The sequence below is a fragment of the bacterium SCSIO 12643 genome (genome assembly GCA_024398135.1).
Lineage (GTDB): Bacteria > Bacteroidota > Bacteroidia > Flavobacteriales_G > Salibacteraceae > CAJXZP01.
The window spans coordinates 2,761,955-2,782,431 of sequence record CP073750.1; the positions used below are offsets into that span (position 1 = coordinate 2,761,955).

Here is a 20,477-nt window from a genome sequence, read left to right on the forward strand (position 1 = left end):
TTTTGCGAAAGGAAGGATAATAAAAAAGGCAATTGAATTTTCAACTGCCTTTCCTAATTTTTACTTTCTTAATCCAAGTTCTTTTACAATTGCTCTGTAACGAAGGATGTCTACTTTAATTAAGTAGTCTAGAAGTCTTCTTCTTTTACCTACTAAATTGATCAACGCTCTTTGCGTGTTAAAATCTTTACGATTCTTTTTCAAGTGCTCAGTTAAATGTGCAATTCTAAAAGTGAACATTGCAATTTGAGCTTCTGTAGATCCTGTGTTTGCTTCAGAACCACCGTGTTTTTTAAAAAACTCTTTTTTCTTTTCTGATGATAAATACATGCCAATATTGTTTTAATGATTTTTATGTACTCAAAAATTTTGAGGCTGCAAATATAGGTATAATACCTATTCGATTGACCTCTTTTAGTTTTTAAATAATTTTAATACCTGAGTCAGTTTAGATTTAAGCTCTCTACGGTCAACGATAAAGTCGATAAAGCCTTTTTCTAACAGGAACTCAGAGGTTTGGAACCCTTCCGGTAATTCTTTACCGATAGTTTCTTTAATCACACGAGGACCTGCAAAACCGATCAATGCATTTGGCTCTGCAATATTAATGTCTCCTAACATCGCATATGATGCGGTAATACCACCCGTTGTTGGGTCAGTAAGTAAAGAGATGTATGGTAATTTTGCTTTAGCCAATAACGATAACTTCGCAGAAGTTTTTGCCATTTGCATTAAAGAGAAAGCCGCTTCCATCATACGCGCACCACCTGATTTTGAAATAATCATAAATGGATGCTTGTGCTCTAAGGCATAATCAATTGCTCTGGAAATTTTTTCCCCAACAACTGATCCCATAGACCCACCAATAAAAGAGAAGTCCATTGAAGCAACAACAAGATCTTCACCATTTACTTTTCCGTGAGCAGTACGGATAGCGTCAACCAATCCGGTTTTCTTTTGAGCCGCTTTATAACGGTCTTTATATTCTTTTGTATCCTTGAATTTTAAAGGATCGGCAGATGCCAAATCTTTATCTAATTCAGTGAATTCATCGTTATCAAAAAGAATAGTGAAATACTCTTGTGACCCGATTCTTTTATGATAATCATCCGCAGGAACAACGTAGTGGTTTTCTTTTAACTCAGAAGTCTCAATTACGTTTCCGGCAGGAGATTTAAACCAAAGTCCATCAGGAGTTTCCTTTTTTTCTTTGGTTGGAGTTGTAATACCTTTTTTGATTCGTTTAAACCAACTCATAAATTTTCATTTTAGTGAAACATCAGACGATTTATGCGATCGTTACATCATCACACAAATATACATCTTGAACTGATTGGATGATTTGGATACCTTCATCCATTGGTTTTTGGAATGCTTTACGCCCTAAGATCAAACCAGAACCACCTGCACGTTTGTTGATTACAGCAGTTTCAACAGCATCTGCTAAATCACTATCACCACCTGAAGCTCCACCTGAATTGATTAATCCACGTAACCCCATGTAAGTGTTTGCAATTTGATATCTTGTTAAATCAATTGGGTGATCTGTTGTCAATTCAGAATAAACTTTAGGACTTGTTTTTCCAAAGTTTACTGCGTTATAACCACCGTTATTTGTTGGTAATTTTTGTTTGATAATATCCGCACCAATTGTAACTCCAATGTGGTTTGCTTGTCCAGTTAAATCTGCTGAAGCATGGTAATCCACACCATCCACTTTGAAATCAGAGTTACGTAAATAACACCATAAGATCGTAGCCATTCCTAATTCGTGAGCTCTTTCAAAAGCTGCTGCTACTTCTTGAATTTGACGCTCAGACTCAGGAGAACCGAAATAAATAGTTGCACCTACTGCGGTCGCTCCCATTTCCCACGCTCTTTCAACTGAACCAAACATGATTTGATTGAAAGTACTTGGGTAGGTCATTAATTCGTTGTGATTGATTTTAACCACAAATGGAATTTTATGCGCGTATTTTCTCGCTTGAGAAGCTAAAACATCATATGTTGACGCTACTGCGTTACATCCAGCGTTGATTGCTAACTCTACAATGTTTTTTGGATCAAAATACATTGGGTTAGGCGCAAATGAAGCAGCTCCTGAATGTTCAATGCCCTGGTCAACAGGTAAAATTGACAAATAACCTGTTCCAGCAAGTCTTCCAGTTCCATATAATGCTTGAAGACTTTTTAAAACTTGAGGACTACGATCTGAGTCACCAAAAGATGTTGTTACAAAGTCAGCATGTGGTAAATGCAGCTTCTCTTTTGGAATAGCTGTTGCAACGTGATTTAACAAAGAATCGGCTTTGTCGCCTAGTAGTTTTTCAATTTTATTAATGTCTGACATATTGAAATGTTTAGAATTTCTGCTTTTTTAATGCGCGCAAATTTAATGAATAATTGTACTGAAAGCGCTAATTTTTTGAATTTTAGAAAGGATAGCCGATTCCGAGATTAAATACGGAATACTGATAGGATTTTCCACCCGTGTAATTCTGATAGTTATTGAGATAATCGCCTCTGTCGATTACCCATCTTTGTCCTATTGGGAGCGCAGGATCATAGAGTTTTATTCCCCAATCCAAACGCACCAGTAAGAAACCAAAGTTAAAACGGGCTCCGGTTCCGACTGATAGTGCAATTTCTTTGTAGAAGCGATCAAGATCAAAATCTGCATTTGGACGGGCCTCATCTTTTCGTAATAACCAAATATTTCCTGCATCGGCAAAGAGCGCTCCTTCTAGAGCTTTGAAGATATTGAATCGATATTCTACACTCACCTGAAGTTTAATATCGGCAACCTGATCAACCCCTACTTTTAAACTGTCAATCATAGATCCCGGACCTAAACTCCGCGCCTGCCAGCCACGCATATCATTCGCTCCCCCCCCATAAAAACTTCGGTCATATGGAAGAGACTTGGCATTTCCGTAAGGGACACCGACCCCTCCAAGAAAACGGTAAGCTACTGTTTGTGATTGGTTGATTCTGGTATTGTAGTGGAAGTCGTTTTGAATTTTTACAAATTGCGCATAACGAACTTCTCCCAAAGTATAATACGTATCACCTGAAGCGGTATCCATTACCGGGGTGCTATTTAAAGCTTTGTCTGCAAGATAGAGAAGGTTACCCGCCATTTCAAATTGGGCACGGTTCCATGAAAACGATCTTTGCGCTGTAGTTTCTTTATTGGTCCAGGTTTCAATAATCTTGGAACCGGCAATAAACTGATTGTCATAAGTTGCATCCAGTAATGGGTTGTTCAGTTCTTCCAAACGCTGGGCAAAATCTGCCGATTTGTTGATGCGGATAAAACTCAGATCAATTGGATAAATGAAAAACTGGTTGGTATTGACATTCTTATTGGTAAAGATGTAGGCCATAGAAGAGTTGACTAAAAAACGTTCAAAATCGGGACGATTCTGGTAGTTCATGATATAGTTAACACTGGTCTTTGGACGGTTGAATTTTCTTAAGATTTTTTCACTCAAACCGGAAGGAAGGATTAAATCCTGGAAAGTCAGAGAAGACTCGATACCATATTCAACAGTATTGAAAATGTTCAATCCATCCGGATTGTTTTCATCACTTACTGAGTTGGTTTGTTGCGCTTCCAGACCACCTTTAATTCTAATTTTAAGTTGCTCTGCATTGCTGAAAATGTTTCGATGGAGATAACTTAAGTAACCTGAAATTCCCAGGTTGCCAGAAGTATTAGTGCCTTCAACTTCTACACCCACAGATTGTGATGGGAATGGAGTCATTAGAATATTGCAGTTAAGCAAATTGGTATCCTGGTCGTCCTTTGAAAAACCGATGTTGATATATTTAAAGTTATTTAAACCCGATAAACGTGTATAGGTTCTGGCTTCAGCTTCCTGGCTATAGTATTCTCCCGAACTATAAAAGAGTTTATTTACAAAAGTGTGCGGATCATATTTTAATCTGGACAGATTTACGTAAATCAAATTTTCAAAATGGATAGAATCGGTGGGATCATCATTGAATTTTGGATTAAAACTGGTATTCAGCGTTATCGTCCCAACTCTATATTTTTCGTGTTTGGTAACGGTCAAAGAGTCGTTACTGGTATTGATTTCTGAAGGGTTTTTAAGGATAACTTTAATATTTACTACATTATCTGCCAACCCACTATCAATTTCATAAACCAGATATTCTTTAGAGAAATAGTAATACCCCTGATTTCGCATTTCGCCTGTGAATCTCATTCGTTCATTGTCAATCTTATCCGTGTTATATGGGTCTCCCTTATGTAGTAAAGAATATTTATTGGCGACTTTGACGGCCTCTTTTAGAGCTGTATCATTGATGACCAATGCGATTTTATTGATTTTAAATTGCGGACCTTCATCGGCTGTATAGACCACCTGAACTTTATTGCCTTTTTTATTGTATTGAAATTCAGGAGTTACTTTGTTGTGAAAATATCCCCGGTTAAATAAAGCTTTCTCAAATTGTTCTGCGGTTTCATACGCCAGAGTAGAATCAAAAATCACTGGTTTTTCACCACCTTTTTTGAGTTTATAGGCCATAGAGGGTTTAAACTCTAAAGTATCTTTCCCGGCCACTATACGTTTCTGGTTTTTGGTCTGGATTTTTTGACGCTTTTTCTCGTTTTTGATTTTGACTTTTTCTTCATCAAACATCAAATACTGCTGAAGTTTGACTTTGAAGAACCACAATGCACGTTTGTTATCACGCTGTTTAAGATAAGGGTACAGGACATCTTGTTCGATAATTTTACCCGAAATATCTATTTTATTGTTTTGTAAATAGACTTGATTCGGACCTAGATTTTTGGTCGGTTTACAGCTGATGGCGAGTAATCCAATAACAAGACACACATATATATTTTGAATCATCGACTTCAATCCTGCAGAATGGTATTTTTGCAAATCTATAAATATACTAGTCAGTAAGAAATGTTATCAAAGAATCAAATAAAATATATCAAGGATTTATCTCGTAAACAGGTGAGAATGCAAGAACGTAAGTTTGTTGTGGAAGGGGAGAAGTTGATTGCAGAGTTGTTACAAGGTGATGTGTTTATTGAGGAATTGTATGCTTTGGAGCGTTGGGCGGAACAGCATGCCGAATTGGATGTGACCGTGATTTCTGAGAAGGAACTAAGTCGGATTTCACAGTTGAAAACCCCCAATAAGGTGCTAGCTGTAGTCCCAATGTTTGACGACCAGTTGGAAATAGAATCATGTTCAGGGTTGACACTGTTTTTGGATCGGATTAATGACCCTGGAAATTTGGGGACCATTATTCGTATGGCGGATTGGTTTGGAATTGGTCAGATTGTATGCAGTGAAAATTCTGTCGATGTCTACAATTCAAAGGTGATTCAGAGTAGTATGGGATCTGCATTTAGAATTCCGGTATATTATAGGGAAGGTGTTTCGTTTTTAAAGGAATATGCGGAAGTTCATTCTGAGTATTCTATTGTAGGTGCAGCAATGTCGGGGAAATTATTAAATGAATATCCTGTTCCTCAAAATGGGGTATTGGTTATGGGAAGTGAATCACACGGAATTCATCCGGAGATTGAAAAGTGTCTTCGCGAAACGGTTACCATTCCGAGATTTGGAGAAGCGGAGTCGTTAAACGTGGCGATGGCGACAGGAATTATATTGTGGGAATGGAATAGGTAGACTATCCTTCGAAGTGTAAACTGATCGTAAACATTCTGGGTTCAATACGTTGGATTGGAGTTGCCCAAAAAGAACCATCATTTACAAAGACATTGTTGATTCCATGACTGTATTTCAGTTCTACCGAAAATTTGAAATACTCCATAAAGAAATCAGCTCCGAAACCAATTTCAGCAAACCAGTTTTGACGTTGCACTTTTAAAACCTGTTCTGGGATGATCACTTCATTATTGACATCAAATTGCGAGGATAAATCGTAAGCCAGATTTCCACCGCCTACAATGTATGCCGCAAAGTTGTTGTAACGCGCAGATCGGTATTTAAACAATACCGGAAATAAAATATAGGTCGATTCTACAATTTTGGTAGTGGTGATATTCCGTGGGGTATTTTCAAAAACGTAGTTAAAATTCCTTTGTGCAAAGGCCAACGTAGGTAAAAAACGTAATGTGAAATATCGATTCAAACGCATGGAAGAAACAATACCGATATTGAATCCCGTTTGTGAACCAACTTGTAGAGATATAAGGGAATCTATAGCTGTTAAATCATAGTCAACTTTAAATCCAGCTGAATTTCCACCCAGAGTAAAACCAAAATGAAATTTACTTCTTTCGAAATATGGCAAATTGCTATTTCGTTGCTTATGCACTCTCGATTGTCCGAAAGCAGGTGCAAAAGCAGTCAGAAGTAAAACGAATATGATGGTCTTTTTTATCATTTGAATCGTCCAACGTGATAAATCGAACTTTATTTTGAAGCAATGTATAAAGATGCAGTGCCTAAAGTTAATGGTTCGCAGGTGGCATCTTTGTATCCTACTTTGTGTAAAATGTCAACAAATTCTTGCCCTTGTGCAAAGTGTGTCACAGATTCCGGTAGATAGGTATATGCTCTGGCATCTTTAGAAACCATCTTTCCAACTGTAGGTAAAATATGTTTGAAATAGATATTGTAAACTTGTTTTACCGGGAAGCTTTGAGGTTGCGAAATTTCAATGATCGCTACTTGCCCTCCTGGTTTTAGGACCCTCAGCATTTCTCCCAATCCGACTTCTAAATGCGCAAAATTACGCACACCAAATCCAACTGTAATTGCATCAAATGTGTTGTCTTTAAATGGAAGCGCCTCACTATCGGCTTTGATCATTTCGATCAGTTCATCAAAACCCTTGTTGTGAATTTTTTTACGTCCCACATTGAGCATTTCTTCAGAAATATCAATTCCCACAATACGCTCAGGATTTAAACTTTTCGCTTCTAAAGCAAAATCTCCGGTTCCGGTAGCGACATCCAAAATAGCCTTAGGATTCCTTTTACCGATAATACGAATGGCTTTTTTACGCCAGGTAATATCGATTCCCATAGACAATAAATGATTTAGGAAATCATACTTAGGAGCAATGTTATCGAACATTTCTTCTACCTGATCCTTTTTGGCTTCAGAGGTATTGTATGGAGTGATTTTATCGTGCTTCACGCTCAAAAATTTGGGTGCAAAAGTAAAGTATTGTTCTTATAGGAGGTATAATTTATTATTCCATTGTTTAACCAGAGAAGAATCTAGATACACGTATAATAGATTTTAAGAATAGTCGTTTATGATCAAACTTTAATTCCTTAAAAAATGAAAACTATAAATGTATTGATTCTAATTCTGAGTATATCAGTTTTTGCAAATGCGCAAGACCCCATTGACAAAATGTCCAGAAGATTTATTTGGGGAGGTGGATTTGGCTTTAATTATTCGAACTTAAAAATGAATAATCCATCTGAAGATTTAAAATATGATAGTGGTATTCGACTGACTGCAGGGGGCGTTTGCAAATTGGAAACTAAATGATCGATTCACATTATCACCAAAGATTGAAATAGCTGCAAATAGAAACAAAATAGAGTATTCGATGTATTCAGCGAATAATGAGCAGTGGCAGCAGGGATATTATGTAATGCCTATTACTTTAAATTTTATGACACATCTTCAGATTAACCCTTTTTCGAAGTCCAAAAAAATAGCGCCATATTTTTTGATTGGTCCGAATGTTAAGAAGCCACTTGATGTTGGATTTGGTAATAATCAGAGTTCAAATGTGGTGGATGTTGCAATTGATGTTGGCGTAGGTTTTCATAAATCATTCACCCAATTAAACTTGATGCCTGAAATCCGTTATTCCTATGGTTTACGAAATGTAAATGATAACCCCAGATATGGAACAATGTATTTACATAATATTGTATTGATATTTCAATTTTCAGGGTAGACCGTTTACAGGTTTTTAATCCCCGTAATCTTATGTTTCTTAGGATTCTTTGGAACTTCCTGCATTCCGTGTCCTCCCCAGGGATGGCAGGTGCTGAGCCTTTTGAGTCCCAGCCAGGTGCCTTTGATCGGTCCCCATTCCTGAATGGCTTCGATCATATAATGTGAACAGGTGGGATGATATCTACAATTTGATCCTAAGATGGGTGAAATGGCTAACTGGTAGAATTTCACCAATCCGATAAGGATCATATTGAAGAATTTGCTGATCATTTAAAGTCTTTATACAATAAACTTGGTTGGATGCCTTGATTATTTTGGTATTTACCTGATTTGTATAATTCGTACTCTCCTTCAATGGTATGATAGAAGATTTGGCAAATCTCTACATTAGGATAAATACGAATAGGTTGTACACAGAAAATCTCTAACGTCCAGAATCCATTAAAACCAACATCACCAAAACCCGCAGTAACATGGATAAATAAACCTAAACGACCAATCGAAGATCGACCTTCCAGCATGGGAACAAATTTGTCCGTTGCAGTTCTTTCATTGGTACGTCCCAAATAGAGTTTGTTGGGTTCTAACAAAAGACCTTCTTCAGGGATGGTAATTCTTGAAGTTGGATTAGGGCTTTTCATATCCAATACATCGTTATCATATACCAACAGTTCATCAAATAAACTCAAGTTGTAGCTATTTGGATTGAGCTGACTTTCGTTATATGGTTCGATGTGAATCCCTTTGCCCAGTTGATTTTTTATTTCTTTCCCTGATAAAATCATAGTTAAATTCCGTTTACTTAAGAAGCTGCAAATCTACAAAAATGGGTAAATGGTCGCTATACCCTCCATTGTATTTGAATCCGATGTAAGTTCTAAATGGTTTCTCACCCGGATATTTAGTCTCTTTGGTGATTAAAAATGGTGCTCTAAATATAAGCGGACCATCGATTACTTTAAGATTATTTTTCCCCTGATATAACCATTTGCTCACCATAAACTGATCCAGCACTCCCCAGGTGCCTCTGTATTTATGGGTGCCATTGTTTCCATGGATATGGCTCATCAAATTATAAAGTTGTGTAAAGTCTTGAAAGGTGCTATCGCTTTGCGCATTCAGAACATCATGGATGCTTTCATTTTCCGGCTCATCGTTAAAGTCGCCCATTAACAAAATGTTGGCATGAGGTTCTACTTTTAAGATAGAATCTACATAACTTCTAACCACACGTGCAGCTGCTTTCCTTTTAGGGTCAGATTGCATTTGTCCACCATATCTGGATGGCCAGTGATTCACAAATACATGAAGTCTGGCATCGTTTGGAGTGTGTACTGTTGCATATAAAATATCGCGAGTAGGACGTTGATCTTTACCTAAAAATACCTGAATATACTGAACTGTGTCTATGGTGATTTTATCACTTCGATATAACAAGGCGACATCAATTCCCCTTTTATCAGGAGATTCCTGATGAAGTATTTTGTAATCCGTTCCTTTTAAAACTGTTTTTTGCGTAAGGTCTTTAAGAACTTTTAAATTCTCTACCTCACATAAACCAACAATTTCGACCCCTTCCCAGCCGCCAACAGCCAGAATGGTACGCCCAAGGTTATTTGACTTTTCGTAGTATTTGTAATTATTCCAATGATGATCTCCGTTTGGTAGGAAGGACTCATCATTTTTTAATGTGTCATCATAGGTGTCAAAAAGATTTTCCAGGTTGTAGAACATGACCCGAACTGCTGTATTACCTCGGTAGGAGTCGTTGAACCCCTTAAATAAAATACTATCAGATTGAGCTTGAACTGAACCAAATTGAATGGCCAGGAGACAGAAAATGAAAAATCTCATGATGCAAATTGTTGGTAGCAAAAGTAGTATTAACCAAGAAATTAACTGTTGATAGAATTGCATAAAAAGAATGGAAATTTATTTGGATTTTTTTCTATATTCGCTCGGTGAAGAGGTTGTTTTCCAAAATATTAGGTCTGTTTTTGATTGTGTTGATTACCGTTGGAACTCTAGGTTTAACGGTTTCCAAGCACAATTGTGGGGGGAAAGTGGTAAAAAGAGCCATAGCTTTTTCCAAGTCAGATGTAGACTGTGGAATGGCGAAAAAAGCAACCAAATGCCCACGTCATAAAGGAATCACAAAAGGGTGTTGTAGTAATAGCTATCAACTTATCAAGGTATCAGAAGTATTTGAAGAAATAAGTTCATTTGAATTAGTTCAGATATCCAAAGTTGTAGTGAGTCCTGTTTTATTGGAGGTCAAGAAAGATGTTGCATTTAACGTCTTTATCGTATTTGATAATCATGACTTTAGGCGGGTCCGGCATAGGATCTTCGTTTTGATTTGTTCTTTTTTGGTGTGATACCCTGATGATGTGGTGGTTGAATCACTATTGAAACTTCGAATTGAAGTTGATTAACCCTTTAACTGTATTACACTAAATTAAAAATCAAGAAAATGAAAAGAATTTTATTACTCATATTAATGTGCATATCTATCCAGATTCATGCACAAACAGATGTTTATTTAAACATCAACCATTTATTGGGAACCCAGCCTTTTATGCTAAATACACAAGCATCTTCATCATCAGGAGAGGCTTTTAAAGTCAATCGTCTGGAGTACTATATATCTGAGATTACATTGGTACATGATGGAGGACAGGAAACAATGGTACCTGACTATTGGATACTGGTAAATGCGTCCAATACGGAAAGTTATTTATTGGGGAGTTTTTCCATTACTACATTGGAAGGAATTAAATTAGGAATTGGAGTGAATGTGGATGTAAATCATTTAGATCCTGCAAGCTATCCTATGGCACATCCTTTGGCACCGAAATCTCCATCTATGCACTGGGGATGGTCTTCGGGTTATAGATTTATAGCACTTGAGGGGAAAAGTGGAAATAATTTTACTCAGACATTTGAAATCCATGGGTTAGGCGATGCCAATTATGCGTATTCATCTACAACATTAGCAGGTGAAATGGTTAATGGTGATTTACATATAAATCTGGATGCAGATTATACTAAACTATTGGATAATATTTCAGTTGCCTCGGGGCCAATTAGTCATGGCGAAACAGGGATTGCAAGTACAGCGATTATGAATTTAAATACTATCGTGTTTGCAGAAGCAGCTGCGCCAAATGGGATTAATGATCCGATAGTTAATAATTTGCATTGTTTCCCAGTTCCGTCAAATGGATCTGTATTCCTAACACCAAGCTGGGATGAAGCTATTGTAACTATTGAAGTGCTGAATGTAAACGGGCAAAAAATAAAATCTTTTACAACTGGGAATTCCGGTTTGATTGAAATTGAAGATTTACCTAATGGCGTTTATTTAATTCAGGCTAAATCTGATAATATCGTTCTTGGACAGGCTAAGGCTTTAGTGGTAAATTAAAGAAATCATGAAAGCCTTTTATGTTTGGGGATTAGCATGTATCATGCTATCTCTAGGTTCGTGTAAAAAAGACGTGGAACCAGCAATATCATCCGTAGTGTATGACAATACGCCTTATGCGCTTCAAATTGGTAACTTGTCAACACCGACTATTGCTCCTGATAATCCGTTAACCATTCAGGGTGTAAAACTTGGGAGAATGTTATTCTATGAAGATAAACTTTCTGCTGATGGGTCTTTGAACTGTGCTTCTTGTCACAGGCAACAACATGCATTTTCCGATTCTAACAGATTCTCTATTGGAGTAAAAGGATTACCGGGAGGCCGTCAGGCTATGGCAGTTTTTAATTTAGCCTGGAATCAAAATCAGTTTTTTTGGGATGGACGGGCAAATTTGTTGAGAGATCAATCGCTAATGCCTATTCAAGATCATTTGGAAATGAATGAGACATTGGAAAATGTTGTGACTAAACTTAGTGCAGATCAAACTTATAAAGATCAATTTATAAGAGCATTTGGAACGAATGAAATCACTTCTCATAGAATTTCTCTGGCATTGGAGCAATTTATGAATAGCATCGTTTCTTATAATAGCAAATATGATCAGTATTTGAGAGGAGATGCAACGTTATCACCAAGCGAAGAAAGAGGTCGCAAATTGTATTTTGCTGAATACAATCCATTTTTTCCGGATCAATCTGGAGCAGATTGTGCGCATTGTCATTCTCCTTCAAATTTTGAGAATAATATGTATATGAATAATGGTTTGTATGCAGAAGCTCAAATTACAGATATTGGTAGGCAAAAAGTAACCAATGATGCTATGGATAAAGGTAAGATGAGAGTACCTTCATTGCGTAATATTGAAGTGACCGGGCCATATATGCATGATGGGGTGTTTAATACTTTAGAAGAAGTGGTAGAGCACTATAATAGCGGAATCCAATCGTCTTCAACATTAGATCCAACACTTCAAAATACGCAAGGTACCGGGTTGATGTTGGATGCTCAGGACAAGGCGGATTTGGTGGCTTTTTTGAAAACGTTAACGGATCAGGATTTATTAAATAATCCGGCATATTCGGATCCGTTTAAGTAAGAACTATGAAAAGAGGGACATATATATGGTTATTGCTCATGATAATAAGTTCTTTTATTTCATGCGATAAGACTAATTCCTCTTTGTCAAAAAAACAATTCCCGGAAATTCCACTTGGATTTCCGGGAATTAAATATCCTCAGGATAATATTTACACTCCGGAAAGATGGGCTTTGGGTAAGATGTTGTTTTATGATCCGGTGATGTCTGTAGATTCTTCTATTAGTTGTGCCACCTGTCATCAGGTCAATATTGCATTTGCAACCAATTCTCCAACAAATGAAGGTGTTGAAAATCGTCCTGGAGTGCGGAATGCACCATCATTAGCTAACGTAGCATATTATCCCTATTTTTTGTCTGAAGGGAGTGTGCCCACGTTGGAAATGCAGGTATTGGTGCCTATACAAGAACATAATGAGTTTGATTACAATATCGTGGATTTAGCAAATAAACTTCAAACCATTCCTCGTTATCAAGGTCTGGCGGAGGCAGCGTATAACAGGCCGATGGATGCGTTTGTGATTACGCGATCCATTGCCAATTTTGAGCGATCGATTATTAGTGGGAATAGTGCGTATGATCAATACAAAAACGGGGCTTCATTTATGTTAACAGAAGAGCAAAAAAAAGGAATGGATTTATTCTTTAGTTCCCGAACAGAATGTTCCAGTTGTCATTCCGGCCAGTTGTTTACCAATTTTGAATTTAAGAATAATGGTCTGGCCACTTTGTATGCAGATAGTGGCCGAATTCGATTTACAGGAGATCCTAAAGATAGAGGACTTTTTAAAACCCCATCATTACGAAATGTAGCAGTAACGTATCCTTATATGCATGATGGAAGTTTGCCAACTCTTGAATCTGTGGTGGCGCATTATAATTCAGGAGGTGCTGTACACCCCAATAAATCTCCGAAAGTGAAACCCTTACATTTAACCGAAGAAGAGCAGAGTCAGTTGGTGCGCTTTCTGGAATCACTCACCGATCATAGGTTTTTAAATAATGCAGCTATAGGAGAATAGAATCTTCAAACTGTAAAGTTTTCCGATGGATGAAATTGAATATGTCAATAGACAATTCTTATAGATTCAAACATTTAACTTCACAGGAACCATATTACTTTTGCAGCCTATGAATTATACATCAGATACCATTTGTGCTTTGTCTACGCCTAACGGTGTGGGAGCAATTGCGATGATCAGATTGTCAGGAAGCGATTCGTTTGCTATAATGCAAAAGCTGTTTAGAAAAGATTTAAGTACAAAAGAATCTCATACAGCGCATTTTGGTTTAATCAAAGATGGCGATAAGCTTATTGATGAGGTGGTAGCGGTGATTTATAAAAATCCCAAGTCATTCACTGGAGAAGATATGGTGGAAATTTCGTGTCATGCATCTCCATACATCATTCAGGAAATTCTAAGATTGCTCTTGCAAAATGGAGCCAGAATGGCGCGTGAGGGAGAGTTCTCATTACGTGCGTATTTGAACGGAAAAGTAGATTTATCTCAAGCGGAAGCTATTGCGGATTTGATTGCTTCTGAGAATAAAGCTTCCCACGATATGGCCATGAATCAGATGCGTGGTGGATTTGCCAAGGTGATCAATGGATTGCGAGAGCAGTTGATTCACTTTGCATCTATGATAGAATTGGAACTGGATTTTGGAGAAGAGGATGTGGAATTTGCGAATCGCGGAGAGCTGGTGGAACTGGTAGCTAAGATTTTAGCAGAAGTCAGAAGGTTATCTAGTTCTTTTGCTCTGGGAAATGTGTTGAAAAATGGAGTGCCGGTAGCGATTGTAGGAGAACCGAATGTGGGAAAATCCACACTATTAAATCTGTTTTTAAACGAAGATCGTGCGATCGTCTCTAATATTGCGGGTACCACCAGAGATGTGATTGAGGATTCGGTAACGTATGATGGAGTAGAATTTCGTTTTATTGATACGGCAGGAATTCGTGAAACAGCTGATGAAATTGAAAGCATCGGAATTGAAAAGGCTTTTGAAAAAGTACAGCAAGCTTCGATTATTCTGTATATGGTGGATGCCAGTCATCCGGATTTAGAGAATGCCAATTCTGAATTACAAAAGGTGCGTGATGTGATGTCCGATGATAAGGAATTAATCGTGGTCATCAATAAAGTGGATAAGGTATCTGCAATTGATTTAGAAAAATTCAAAACGACATTGGCGCATGATCAGGTGGTTCAATTATCCGCCAAGCAGGCAGAGGGTTTAGATACACTAAAGGAGATTTTGGTAAACTATGTTCAAAGTCAGGGAAATGTAACTGGTCAGGTAATTGTCAGTAATGCGCGTCATTTCAATGCGCTAAAAGAAGCTGAAGAGTCTTTGGATCGCGTGAATTATTCATTGAGTAATGACATCCCAACCGATTTAGTGGCTATGGATATTCGTCAGTGCCTGCATCATCTTGGAGAAATCACAGGAAACATTAATACGGAAGACCTGCTGGATTCCATTTTTAGTAATTTCTGTATCGGGAAGTAAAGGTCGGTATTTTATGTTTGTGCAGTGGGTGAAACAAATATTAAAAGGTTTGTGATCTTATAATATTTAGATATTTTTTTGGGGCAGTGTTAGTGTTCTGATGCTTGGAATTGCATTCCCAAAGGGAATATAGCATGGAAAGCTAAAAGAACCACGGTCGCTTGCGAAACACCTTCCCAAAAATCCCCTTTTTTTGCTTCGTTTTTTGGGGAAGCAAAAAATGAAGAAAAGAAAATTATCAGAGAACAAACGAGAGAAGGTCAAAATATGAGTTTAGACAATTTTCAAAACGAATACTTCGGGATAGGAATCCAAAACGGTAAAACACCTGAAAACCTGGGAGTATTGTGGCGTACTGCGCAGAATCTGGGAGCGAGCTTTATTTTTACCATTGGAAACCGATATGAGAGTCAGGCTTGTGATACCCACAATGCGGTCAAAGCGATGCCTTATTTCCATTATCAAACATTTGACGACTTTTTTGAAAATCTGCCCAAAGGTGCGCGAATTGTTGGGGTGGAATTAACCGATGATTCTGAGAATTTAGAAACATTTCACCATCCACGGAGATGTGTGTATTTGCTCGGGGCAGAAGATCACGGATTAAGTAAAAGAGCCATGGAGAAATCACATTTTTTGGTCAAGTTTAAATCCGAGAAAAGTTTGAATGTCGCTGTGGCCGGAAGTATTGTGATGTATGACCGTCAATTGGCGAAACCTAGGTCTTAGTTCGTATTCGGTGCCTTCGAGATATTCAGCCCAAGGCTGAACCCTCAGGGACCTCCATTTATAGGAAAAGCGTCTCGAAGGCCCGATTAAAAATCATCATAAATACCAACTTATACCCATAGTTTGGTTTTAGATTAAATATTACTTTTAAAATCTAAGAATCAATTGTTCTCCCCAATGGTTGATTAACCGAAATAGTAAATTATTTATGGCAGAATGTATTGACTGTGGAGCCTACACCAAGTTTAATGGTGGAAGGTGTTTACCCTGTTACAAAAAGGAGAATGCGAAGCCTATAGAGGAAAAAGCTTTAGCTGAAAAAGAAGAATCTAACGGGTTATCTAAACGCGAACATAATTACCGTTACAATATGATCAAAGGGCGGATAGCTGAAACTTTGATTCAAGAGTTGTTTTTGTCTTTAGGCTATAATGTATTTCGGTACGGAATGGAAAATACTATCCCCGGGATTATGGAATTATTGAAAGGTGTAAAAAGTGAAGTAGCTACCGAAATTCGTAGAATGCCTGATTTTGTAATTCAAAATCCTAATACCAATGAGGTGTTTTTTATAGAAGTAAAATTTAGAAAAAATGGCACGTATACGCTAAAAGACTTACCCAAAGATTACCCTTATGGTAATGCATATATGATTGTGGTAAGCAAGAAACATATCAAGTGTATTTCAGTACAAGAACTGGAGGAAGGAAAAGAAATTTTGCCCACCTCCAGAAACTATTTGGGGAACCGAAAAGAATTTGAATTAGATAAGCAAGTGATCATTGATTTTTGCGATTTTGCCGTACAATTTTTTGATGGGGTGGAATAAATATTGAGTTATGGAAGACTGGAAGGATTATTTAGTATTGGTGACAGCAGCATCCTCAATTGGATTTGGGTTTTGGTCAAATTTGCAAAATCGAGCGGCACACAAAGCGAATAGGAAGGATAGAGAGGCTCGTCAAAAACTACTAGAAACAGAAAAGAAAAGAGCCAATCAAAATGAATTGGCGCTTAAAATAGTGGAGCGGATTGTATCCATTTTTGCGGCTATTAGAAATATCCGAGACCCACGTTACGATATTGGACCGACATATTGGAGAATAACGCAAGAAGACTATCCAATCAAACACTTTTTAGAAGAATATAAAGAAGCCTTTGATAGTCTGAAATCGGAGCAATTAAATCTAGAGTTAGATAGTCTAAGAGTTCAAGTTTTGTTGGGTGAAAAAGCCCATAAAGCAATTGATTGGTTCCAATTCTATATCCATGATTTCATTAATGATTTACAAGCGTTGGAATATGAAGAAACCGATGAGGTTCGTAAAAGAGAGCAGGTAAGTAAATTTAGAAGAACCTTTAATAAAGATCCGGCCTCTGAATTCAATCAAGAGTTAATGAAGCGGATAAAGGGAGTTTTCACCGAATTATCTCCATTTTTAGATGAAAATCTGGGGAATTTTGAGCATTTTCGTGGATACGGGGTTAAAAAAGAAACAAAATGAGCCAATCTAACTTTAAATACTTAGAAAAAGAGTTTTCCCTATTGTACAATATTGGACTCACTGCCGAATACAATTTGTATCAAGATCCGGTGACTACTTTGTTTAAACTACGCTTGTTTGGTGAGAAGCTAACCGATAAAATTTATGAAGAGCATTACCTAGAGTTTCCCTACGATAGTTCGTTTCATAATAAATTGAAAACACTTCAGTACGAAAACTTACTTCCTGATAGAGTAAGAGATTTACTGTTTACCATCAAGAATAAAGGTAATGTAGCCGTACACGATTCAAAGGGAAGTGTGGATGATGCTAAAACCGCCTTGTTTTCTGCCTTTAAAGTAGCTAAATGGTTTTATAGTACCTATGCCAAAGAGCTTACAGATATTTCAACGATACGATTCTCTTTACCAGAAAACCTAGATGCACGACACGCATTGGCTATGGTAGAAAAGGAATACAAAATTCTGGAAGAAAAGTTTACGGAGTTATTGCAACAGCGTGAAATTAAAGAAGAACCTGCTGCCCAGCGTAAAGCGGTTATTACACGTTCTGAATCGGCTGCGCGAAATATTGATATGAGCGAGGCCGAAACGCGCGTACTTATTGATGAACAATTAATAAATGCAGGGTGGGAGGCGAATACCGCTGAATTAAATTATAAAACGAACAAAACTCGTCCGCAAAAAGGCAAAATGATGGCTATTGCCGAATGGCCAATGCAAAACAAATGGGCCGATTATGCTTTATTTATTGGGAAGGAACTATACGGTATTGTTGAGGCAAAAAAATATGCCAACGACATTTCTACCGACTTGACTCAAGCCAAGGTGTATGCCTCTTTAGCAGAAGCCAAGAACGATGCGCAATTAATTGGCGAATGGGATAAGTACAAAGTACCATTTTTATTTGCTACCAACGGGCGACCGTATTTAGAACAAATCAAAACCAAAAGCGGTATTTGGTTTTTAGATATCCGTAATAACCGCAATAGAGCAAGGCCTTTAAGAGGCTGGTTTTCGCCCGAAGGGCTCAAAGAATTATTAGAACAAGATTTGGCGGCTTCTAACAAGCAATTAGAAGATTCGGATATTAGTTATTTAAAAAATAAAAATGGTCTTGGGTTACGCGATTATCAAATTCAAGCCATTCAGGCAGTAGAGCAAAAAATTGCCACTCAACCCGATGACCGAAAAGCCTTACTGGCTATGGCTACGGGTACGGGTAAAACTCGAACCATTATGGGGTTGTGTTACCGCTTAATTAAAGCCAATAGGTTTCGTAGAATTCTATTTTTAGTAGATCGTACGCTGTTAGCCACTCAGGCCATTGGTTCGTTTAAAGATAATAAGATAGAAGACCTCAACACCTTCTCTGAAACGTACAAGGTAGAAGGACTTAAAGAAATTATTCCTGATTTAGAAACACGCTTGCATTTTGCTACAGTTCAGGGTATGGTTAAGCGCTTGTTTTACTCCGAAGAAGGAGAAAGCAAATTGTCTATTGATACCTACGATTGCATTATTGTAGACGAGGCCCATCGTGGGTACTTGCAAGATAAGGAAATGGATGATGAAGAACTCAACTTCAAAAACCAAAAAGACTATGTAAGCAAATACCGTATGGTATTAGATTACTTTGATGCGTATGCCGTGGGTTTAACGGCTACTCCGGCACTGCATACATCTCAAATTTTTGGGCATCCGGTGTTTACCTATTCGTATAGAGAAGCGGTGATTGATGGTTTTTTAATTGACCACGATCCTCCATACATTATTAAAACCAAACTCAGTGAAGAAGGTATTGTATGGGAAAAAGGAGCAAAGCCTAAGGTATACGATCAAGAAACCAATTCTATTGTAGAGATGGATGCTATTGAAGATGAATTAAGCATTGATATTTCTGGGTTTAATAAAATGGTGATTACCGAACCGTTTAACCGAACGGTGGTAAAGCAACTTGTGCAGGAGCTAGACCCAGAGGGCGAAGAAAAATCGTTGATTTTTGCGGCACGCGATGAACATGCCGATTTAATTGTAGAATACCTCAAAGAGGAATTTGAAAATATTGGCGTAGATGTACCTGATGAAGCCATTGTGAAAATTACTGGTAAATCTTACGATCCGCAGGGGTTGTTAACGCAATTCAAAAACGAAAAATACCCCAACATTGCTGTTACGGTTGATTTATTGACCACTGGTGTAGATGTGCCAGCCATTAGTAATTTGGTGTTTTTGCGCAGAATAAAATCACGGATTTTGTATGAGCAAATGCTGGGTAGAGCTACCCGTAGATGCGATGACATAGGCAAAGAAGTATTTAGAATTTTTGATGCGGTTAGAGTATATGAAACCTTAGAAGATTACACCTCTATGAAACCGGTTTCTCCCAACCCGTCTACCACGTTTACCCAGTTGGCCGAAGAAATGGAGTTGATTGAATCTAACGAACGTGCGCGTAAGCAATTGGAGCAAATTATTGCCAAGTTGCAACGTAAACGTAAAAAGCTAAGTACCGAAGATGAAGAGCGCTTTAGATATAATGCCGAAGGAAAAGATCCAGATAGTTTCATTGATATGCTTAAGGACCATGTAGCCAATGAATCGCCTGCGCAGGTTATGCAATATGCGCAGTTATGGAAATTTTTAGACGAATATAAATCAGCTCCTGCGTTGCTGTATTGGGCGGAACAAAAGGATGAATACCTCACCACCGAACGAGGGTATGGGAAAGGGGAAAAACCAGAAGATTACCTAGATAGTTTTAGTGTGTTCATAAAACAAAACCTCAATAAAATTGCTGCGTTACAAATTATTTGTAGGCGCCCCAAAGAGTTGGATAGACAGAGTTTGAAAGAACTCAAAATGCTGTTGGATGAAAATGGATTTAATGCCCGTACGTTAAACACCGCTTGGAAGGCTTCTAAAAACGAGGATATTGCGGCTGATATTATTTCGTATATCCGTACCCTGGCTATGGGTAATGCCTTGGTAAATCATGAAGATAGAATTTCAAATGCGGTGTCCCAGGTGCGTAGTATGCGTTCTTGGAACAAAATTCAACTGAAATGGATAGACCGTTTTGAAAAGCAATTACTCCAAGAAAACATTATTCAACCCGGTGATTTAGATACCAATCCTTTTCAAGAGGCGGGCGGGTTTAAACGCCTAAATAAAATATTTGATAACCAATTAGATGAGGTGTTAAACACCATTAACGATAATTTATATCCACAAATAGCTTAAAAAAAGCGGCTATTTTCT

Annotated in this window: 21 protein-coding genes; 12 read left to right on the forward strand and 9 right to left on the reverse strand. The window is 37.7% G+C overall.

Annotated elements, in window-relative coordinates; all coding sequences use genetic code 11:
* Positions 1-60: 60 nt before the first annotated feature.
* From rpsO to KFE94_12010, 4 genes are all read right to left on the reverse strand, one after another.
* On the reverse strand, positions 61-330 hold the full coding sequence (rpsO, locus tag KFE94_11995; protein UTW65374.1) for a 30S ribosomal protein S15: 270 nt from the start codon (positions 328-330) through the stop codon (positions 61-63).
* Between the two features lie 84 nt (positions 331-414).
* Positions 415-1,257 carry an acetyl-CoA carboxylase carboxyltransferase subunit beta gene (locus KFE94_12000; protein ID UTW65375.1) on the reverse strand — a complete coding sequence of 281 codons (843 nt, stop codon included), beginning with the start codon at positions 1,255-1,257 and terminating at the stop codon, positions 415-417.
* Between the two features lie 31 nt (positions 1,258-1,288).
* Positions 1,289-2,350: a class I fructose-bisphosphate aldolase gene (locus tag KFE94_12005; protein ID UTW65376.1), complete on the reverse strand. Its 1,062-nt coding sequence runs from the start codon at positions 2,348-2,350 to the stop codon at positions 1,289-1,291.
* 82 nt (positions 2,351-2,432) lie between these two features.
* Positions 2,433-4,886, reverse strand: coding sequence for a BamA/TamA family outer membrane protein (locus KFE94_12010; protein UTW65377.1), 2,454 nt, complete (start codon positions 4,884-4,886; stop codon positions 2,433-2,435).
* 60 nt (positions 4,887-4,946) lie between these two features.
* On the opposite strand from KFE94_12010, the gene KFE94_12015 reads away from it, so the two are divergent.
* On the forward strand, positions 4,947-5,681 hold the full coding sequence (locus KFE94_12015) for an RNA methyltransferase (GenBank protein ID UTW65378.1): 735 nt from the start codon (positions 4,947-4,949) through the stop codon (positions 5,679-5,681).
* 1 nt (position 5,682) lies between these two features.
* Here KFE94_12015 and KFE94_12020 read toward each other — a convergent pair whose 3' ends face one another.
* Together KFE94_12020 and ubiE are read right to left on the reverse strand one after the other, a co-directional pair.
* On the reverse strand, positions 5,683-6,402 hold the full coding sequence (locus tag KFE94_12020; GenBank protein ID UTW65379.1) for a PorT family protein: 720 nt from the start codon (positions 6,400-6,402) through the stop codon (positions 5,683-5,685).
* Positions 6,403-6,431: 29 nt separating this feature from the next.
* Positions 6,432-7,097 carry a bifunctional demethylmenaquinone methyltransferase/2-methoxy-6-polyprenyl-1,4-benzoquinol methylase UbiE gene (ubiE, locus tag KFE94_12025; protein ID UTW68270.1) on the reverse strand — a complete coding sequence of 222 codons (666 nt, stop codon included), beginning with the start codon at positions 7,095-7,097 and terminating at the stop codon, positions 6,432-6,434.
* 210 nt (positions 7,098-7,307) lie between these two features.
* On the opposite strand from ubiE, the gene KFE94_12030 reads away from it, so the two are divergent.
* Positions 7,308-7,523 carry a hypothetical protein gene (locus KFE94_12030; GenBank protein ID UTW65380.1) on the forward strand — a complete coding sequence of 72 codons (216 nt, stop codon included), beginning with the start codon at positions 7,308-7,310 and terminating at the stop codon, positions 7,521-7,523.
* A 61-nt stretch (positions 7,524-7,584) separates the two neighbouring features.
* Positions 7,585-7,941, forward strand: a complete 357-nt coding sequence (locus tag KFE94_12035; protein UTW65381.1) for a hypothetical protein — start codon at positions 7,585-7,587, stop codon at positions 7,939-7,941.
* A gap of 5 nt (positions 7,942-7,946) precedes the next feature.
* Here KFE94_12035 and yidD read toward each other — a convergent pair whose 3' ends face one another.
* Genes yidD through KFE94_12050 form a run of 3 tightly spaced genes read right to left on the reverse strand, consistent with a single transcriptional unit; the run spans position 7,947 to position 9,797 of the window.
* Positions 7,947-8,213 (reverse strand): membrane protein insertion efficiency factor YidD, encoded by a 267-nt coding sequence (gene yidD / locus KFE94_12040; GenBank protein ID UTW65382.1) that lies wholly within the window; start codon positions 8,211-8,213, stop codon positions 7,947-7,949.
* The gene (locus KFE94_12045) at positions 8,210-8,728 is read right to left on the reverse strand and encodes a dCTP deaminase (GenBank protein UTW65383.1); all 519 of its coding nucleotides are present in this window, start codon (positions 8,726-8,728) and stop codon (positions 8,210-8,212) included. Before KFE94_12045 ends, yidD begins: the two co-directional genes overlap by 4 nt.
* A gap of 13 nt (positions 8,729-8,741) precedes the next feature.
* Positions 8,742-9,797 (reverse strand): endonuclease, encoded by a 1,056-nt coding sequence (locus KFE94_12050; GenBank protein ID UTW65384.1) that lies wholly within the window; start codon positions 9,795-9,797, stop codon positions 8,742-8,744.
* Between the two features lie 107 nt (positions 9,798-9,904).
* On the opposite strand from KFE94_12050, the gene KFE94_12055 reads away from it, so the two are divergent.
* The 9 genes from KFE94_12055 to hsdR all read left to right on the forward strand — a co-directional run bounded on the left by KFE94_12055 (position 9,905) and on the right by hsdR (position 20,459).
* Positions 9,905-10,321 carry a hypothetical protein gene (locus tag KFE94_12055; GenBank protein UTW65385.1) on the forward strand — a complete coding sequence of 139 codons (417 nt, stop codon included), beginning with the start codon at positions 9,905-9,907 and terminating at the stop codon, positions 10,319-10,321.
* 95 nt (positions 10,322-10,416) lie between these two features.
* Positions 10,417-11,370 carry a T9SS type A sorting domain-containing protein gene (locus tag KFE94_12060; GenBank protein UTW65386.1) on the forward strand — a complete coding sequence of 318 codons (954 nt, stop codon included), beginning with the start codon at positions 10,417-10,419 and terminating at the stop codon, positions 11,368-11,370.
* 7 nt (positions 11,371-11,377) lie between these two features.
* Positions 11,378-12,469 (forward strand): cytochrome-c peroxidase, encoded by a 1,092-nt coding sequence (locus tag KFE94_12065; GenBank protein ID UTW65387.1) that lies wholly within the window; start codon positions 11,378-11,380, stop codon positions 12,467-12,469.
* 38 nt (positions 12,470-12,507) lie between these two features.
* A complete protein-coding gene (locus tag KFE94_12070; protein UTW68271.1) occupies positions 12,508-13,491 on the forward strand; it encodes a cytochrome-c peroxidase in 984 nt (327 codons plus the stop codon).
* Positions 13,492-13,600: 109 nt separating this feature from the next.
* On the forward strand, positions 13,601-14,983 hold the full coding sequence (gene mnmE, locus KFE94_12075; GenBank protein UTW65388.1) for a tRNA uridine-5-carboxymethylaminomethyl(34) synthesis GTPase MnmE: 1,383 nt from the start codon (positions 13,601-13,603) through the stop codon (positions 14,981-14,983).
* 267 nt (positions 14,984-15,250) lie between these two features.
* A complete protein-coding gene (locus tag KFE94_12080; protein ID UTW65389.1) occupies positions 15,251-15,712 on the forward strand; it encodes an RNA methyltransferase in 462 nt (153 codons plus the stop codon).
* Positions 15,713-15,920: 208 nt separating this feature from the next.
* Entirely contained in the window at positions 15,921-16,541 is a 621-nt protein-coding gene (locus KFE94_12085) for a hypothetical protein (GenBank protein ID UTW65390.1), read from the forward strand.
* 10 nt (positions 16,542-16,551) lie between these two features.
* The gene (locus KFE94_12090) at positions 16,552-17,217 is read left to right on the forward strand and encodes a hypothetical protein (GenBank protein UTW65391.1); all 666 of its coding nucleotides are present in this window, start codon (positions 16,552-16,554) and stop codon (positions 17,215-17,217) included.
* A complete protein-coding gene (gene hsdR / locus KFE94_12095; GenBank protein ID UTW65392.1) occupies positions 17,214-20,459 on the forward strand; it encodes a type I restriction-modification system endonuclease in 3,246 nt (1,081 codons plus the stop codon). Before KFE94_12090 ends, hsdR begins: the two co-directional genes overlap by 4 nt.
* Positions 20,460-20,477 lie beyond the last annotated feature (18 nt).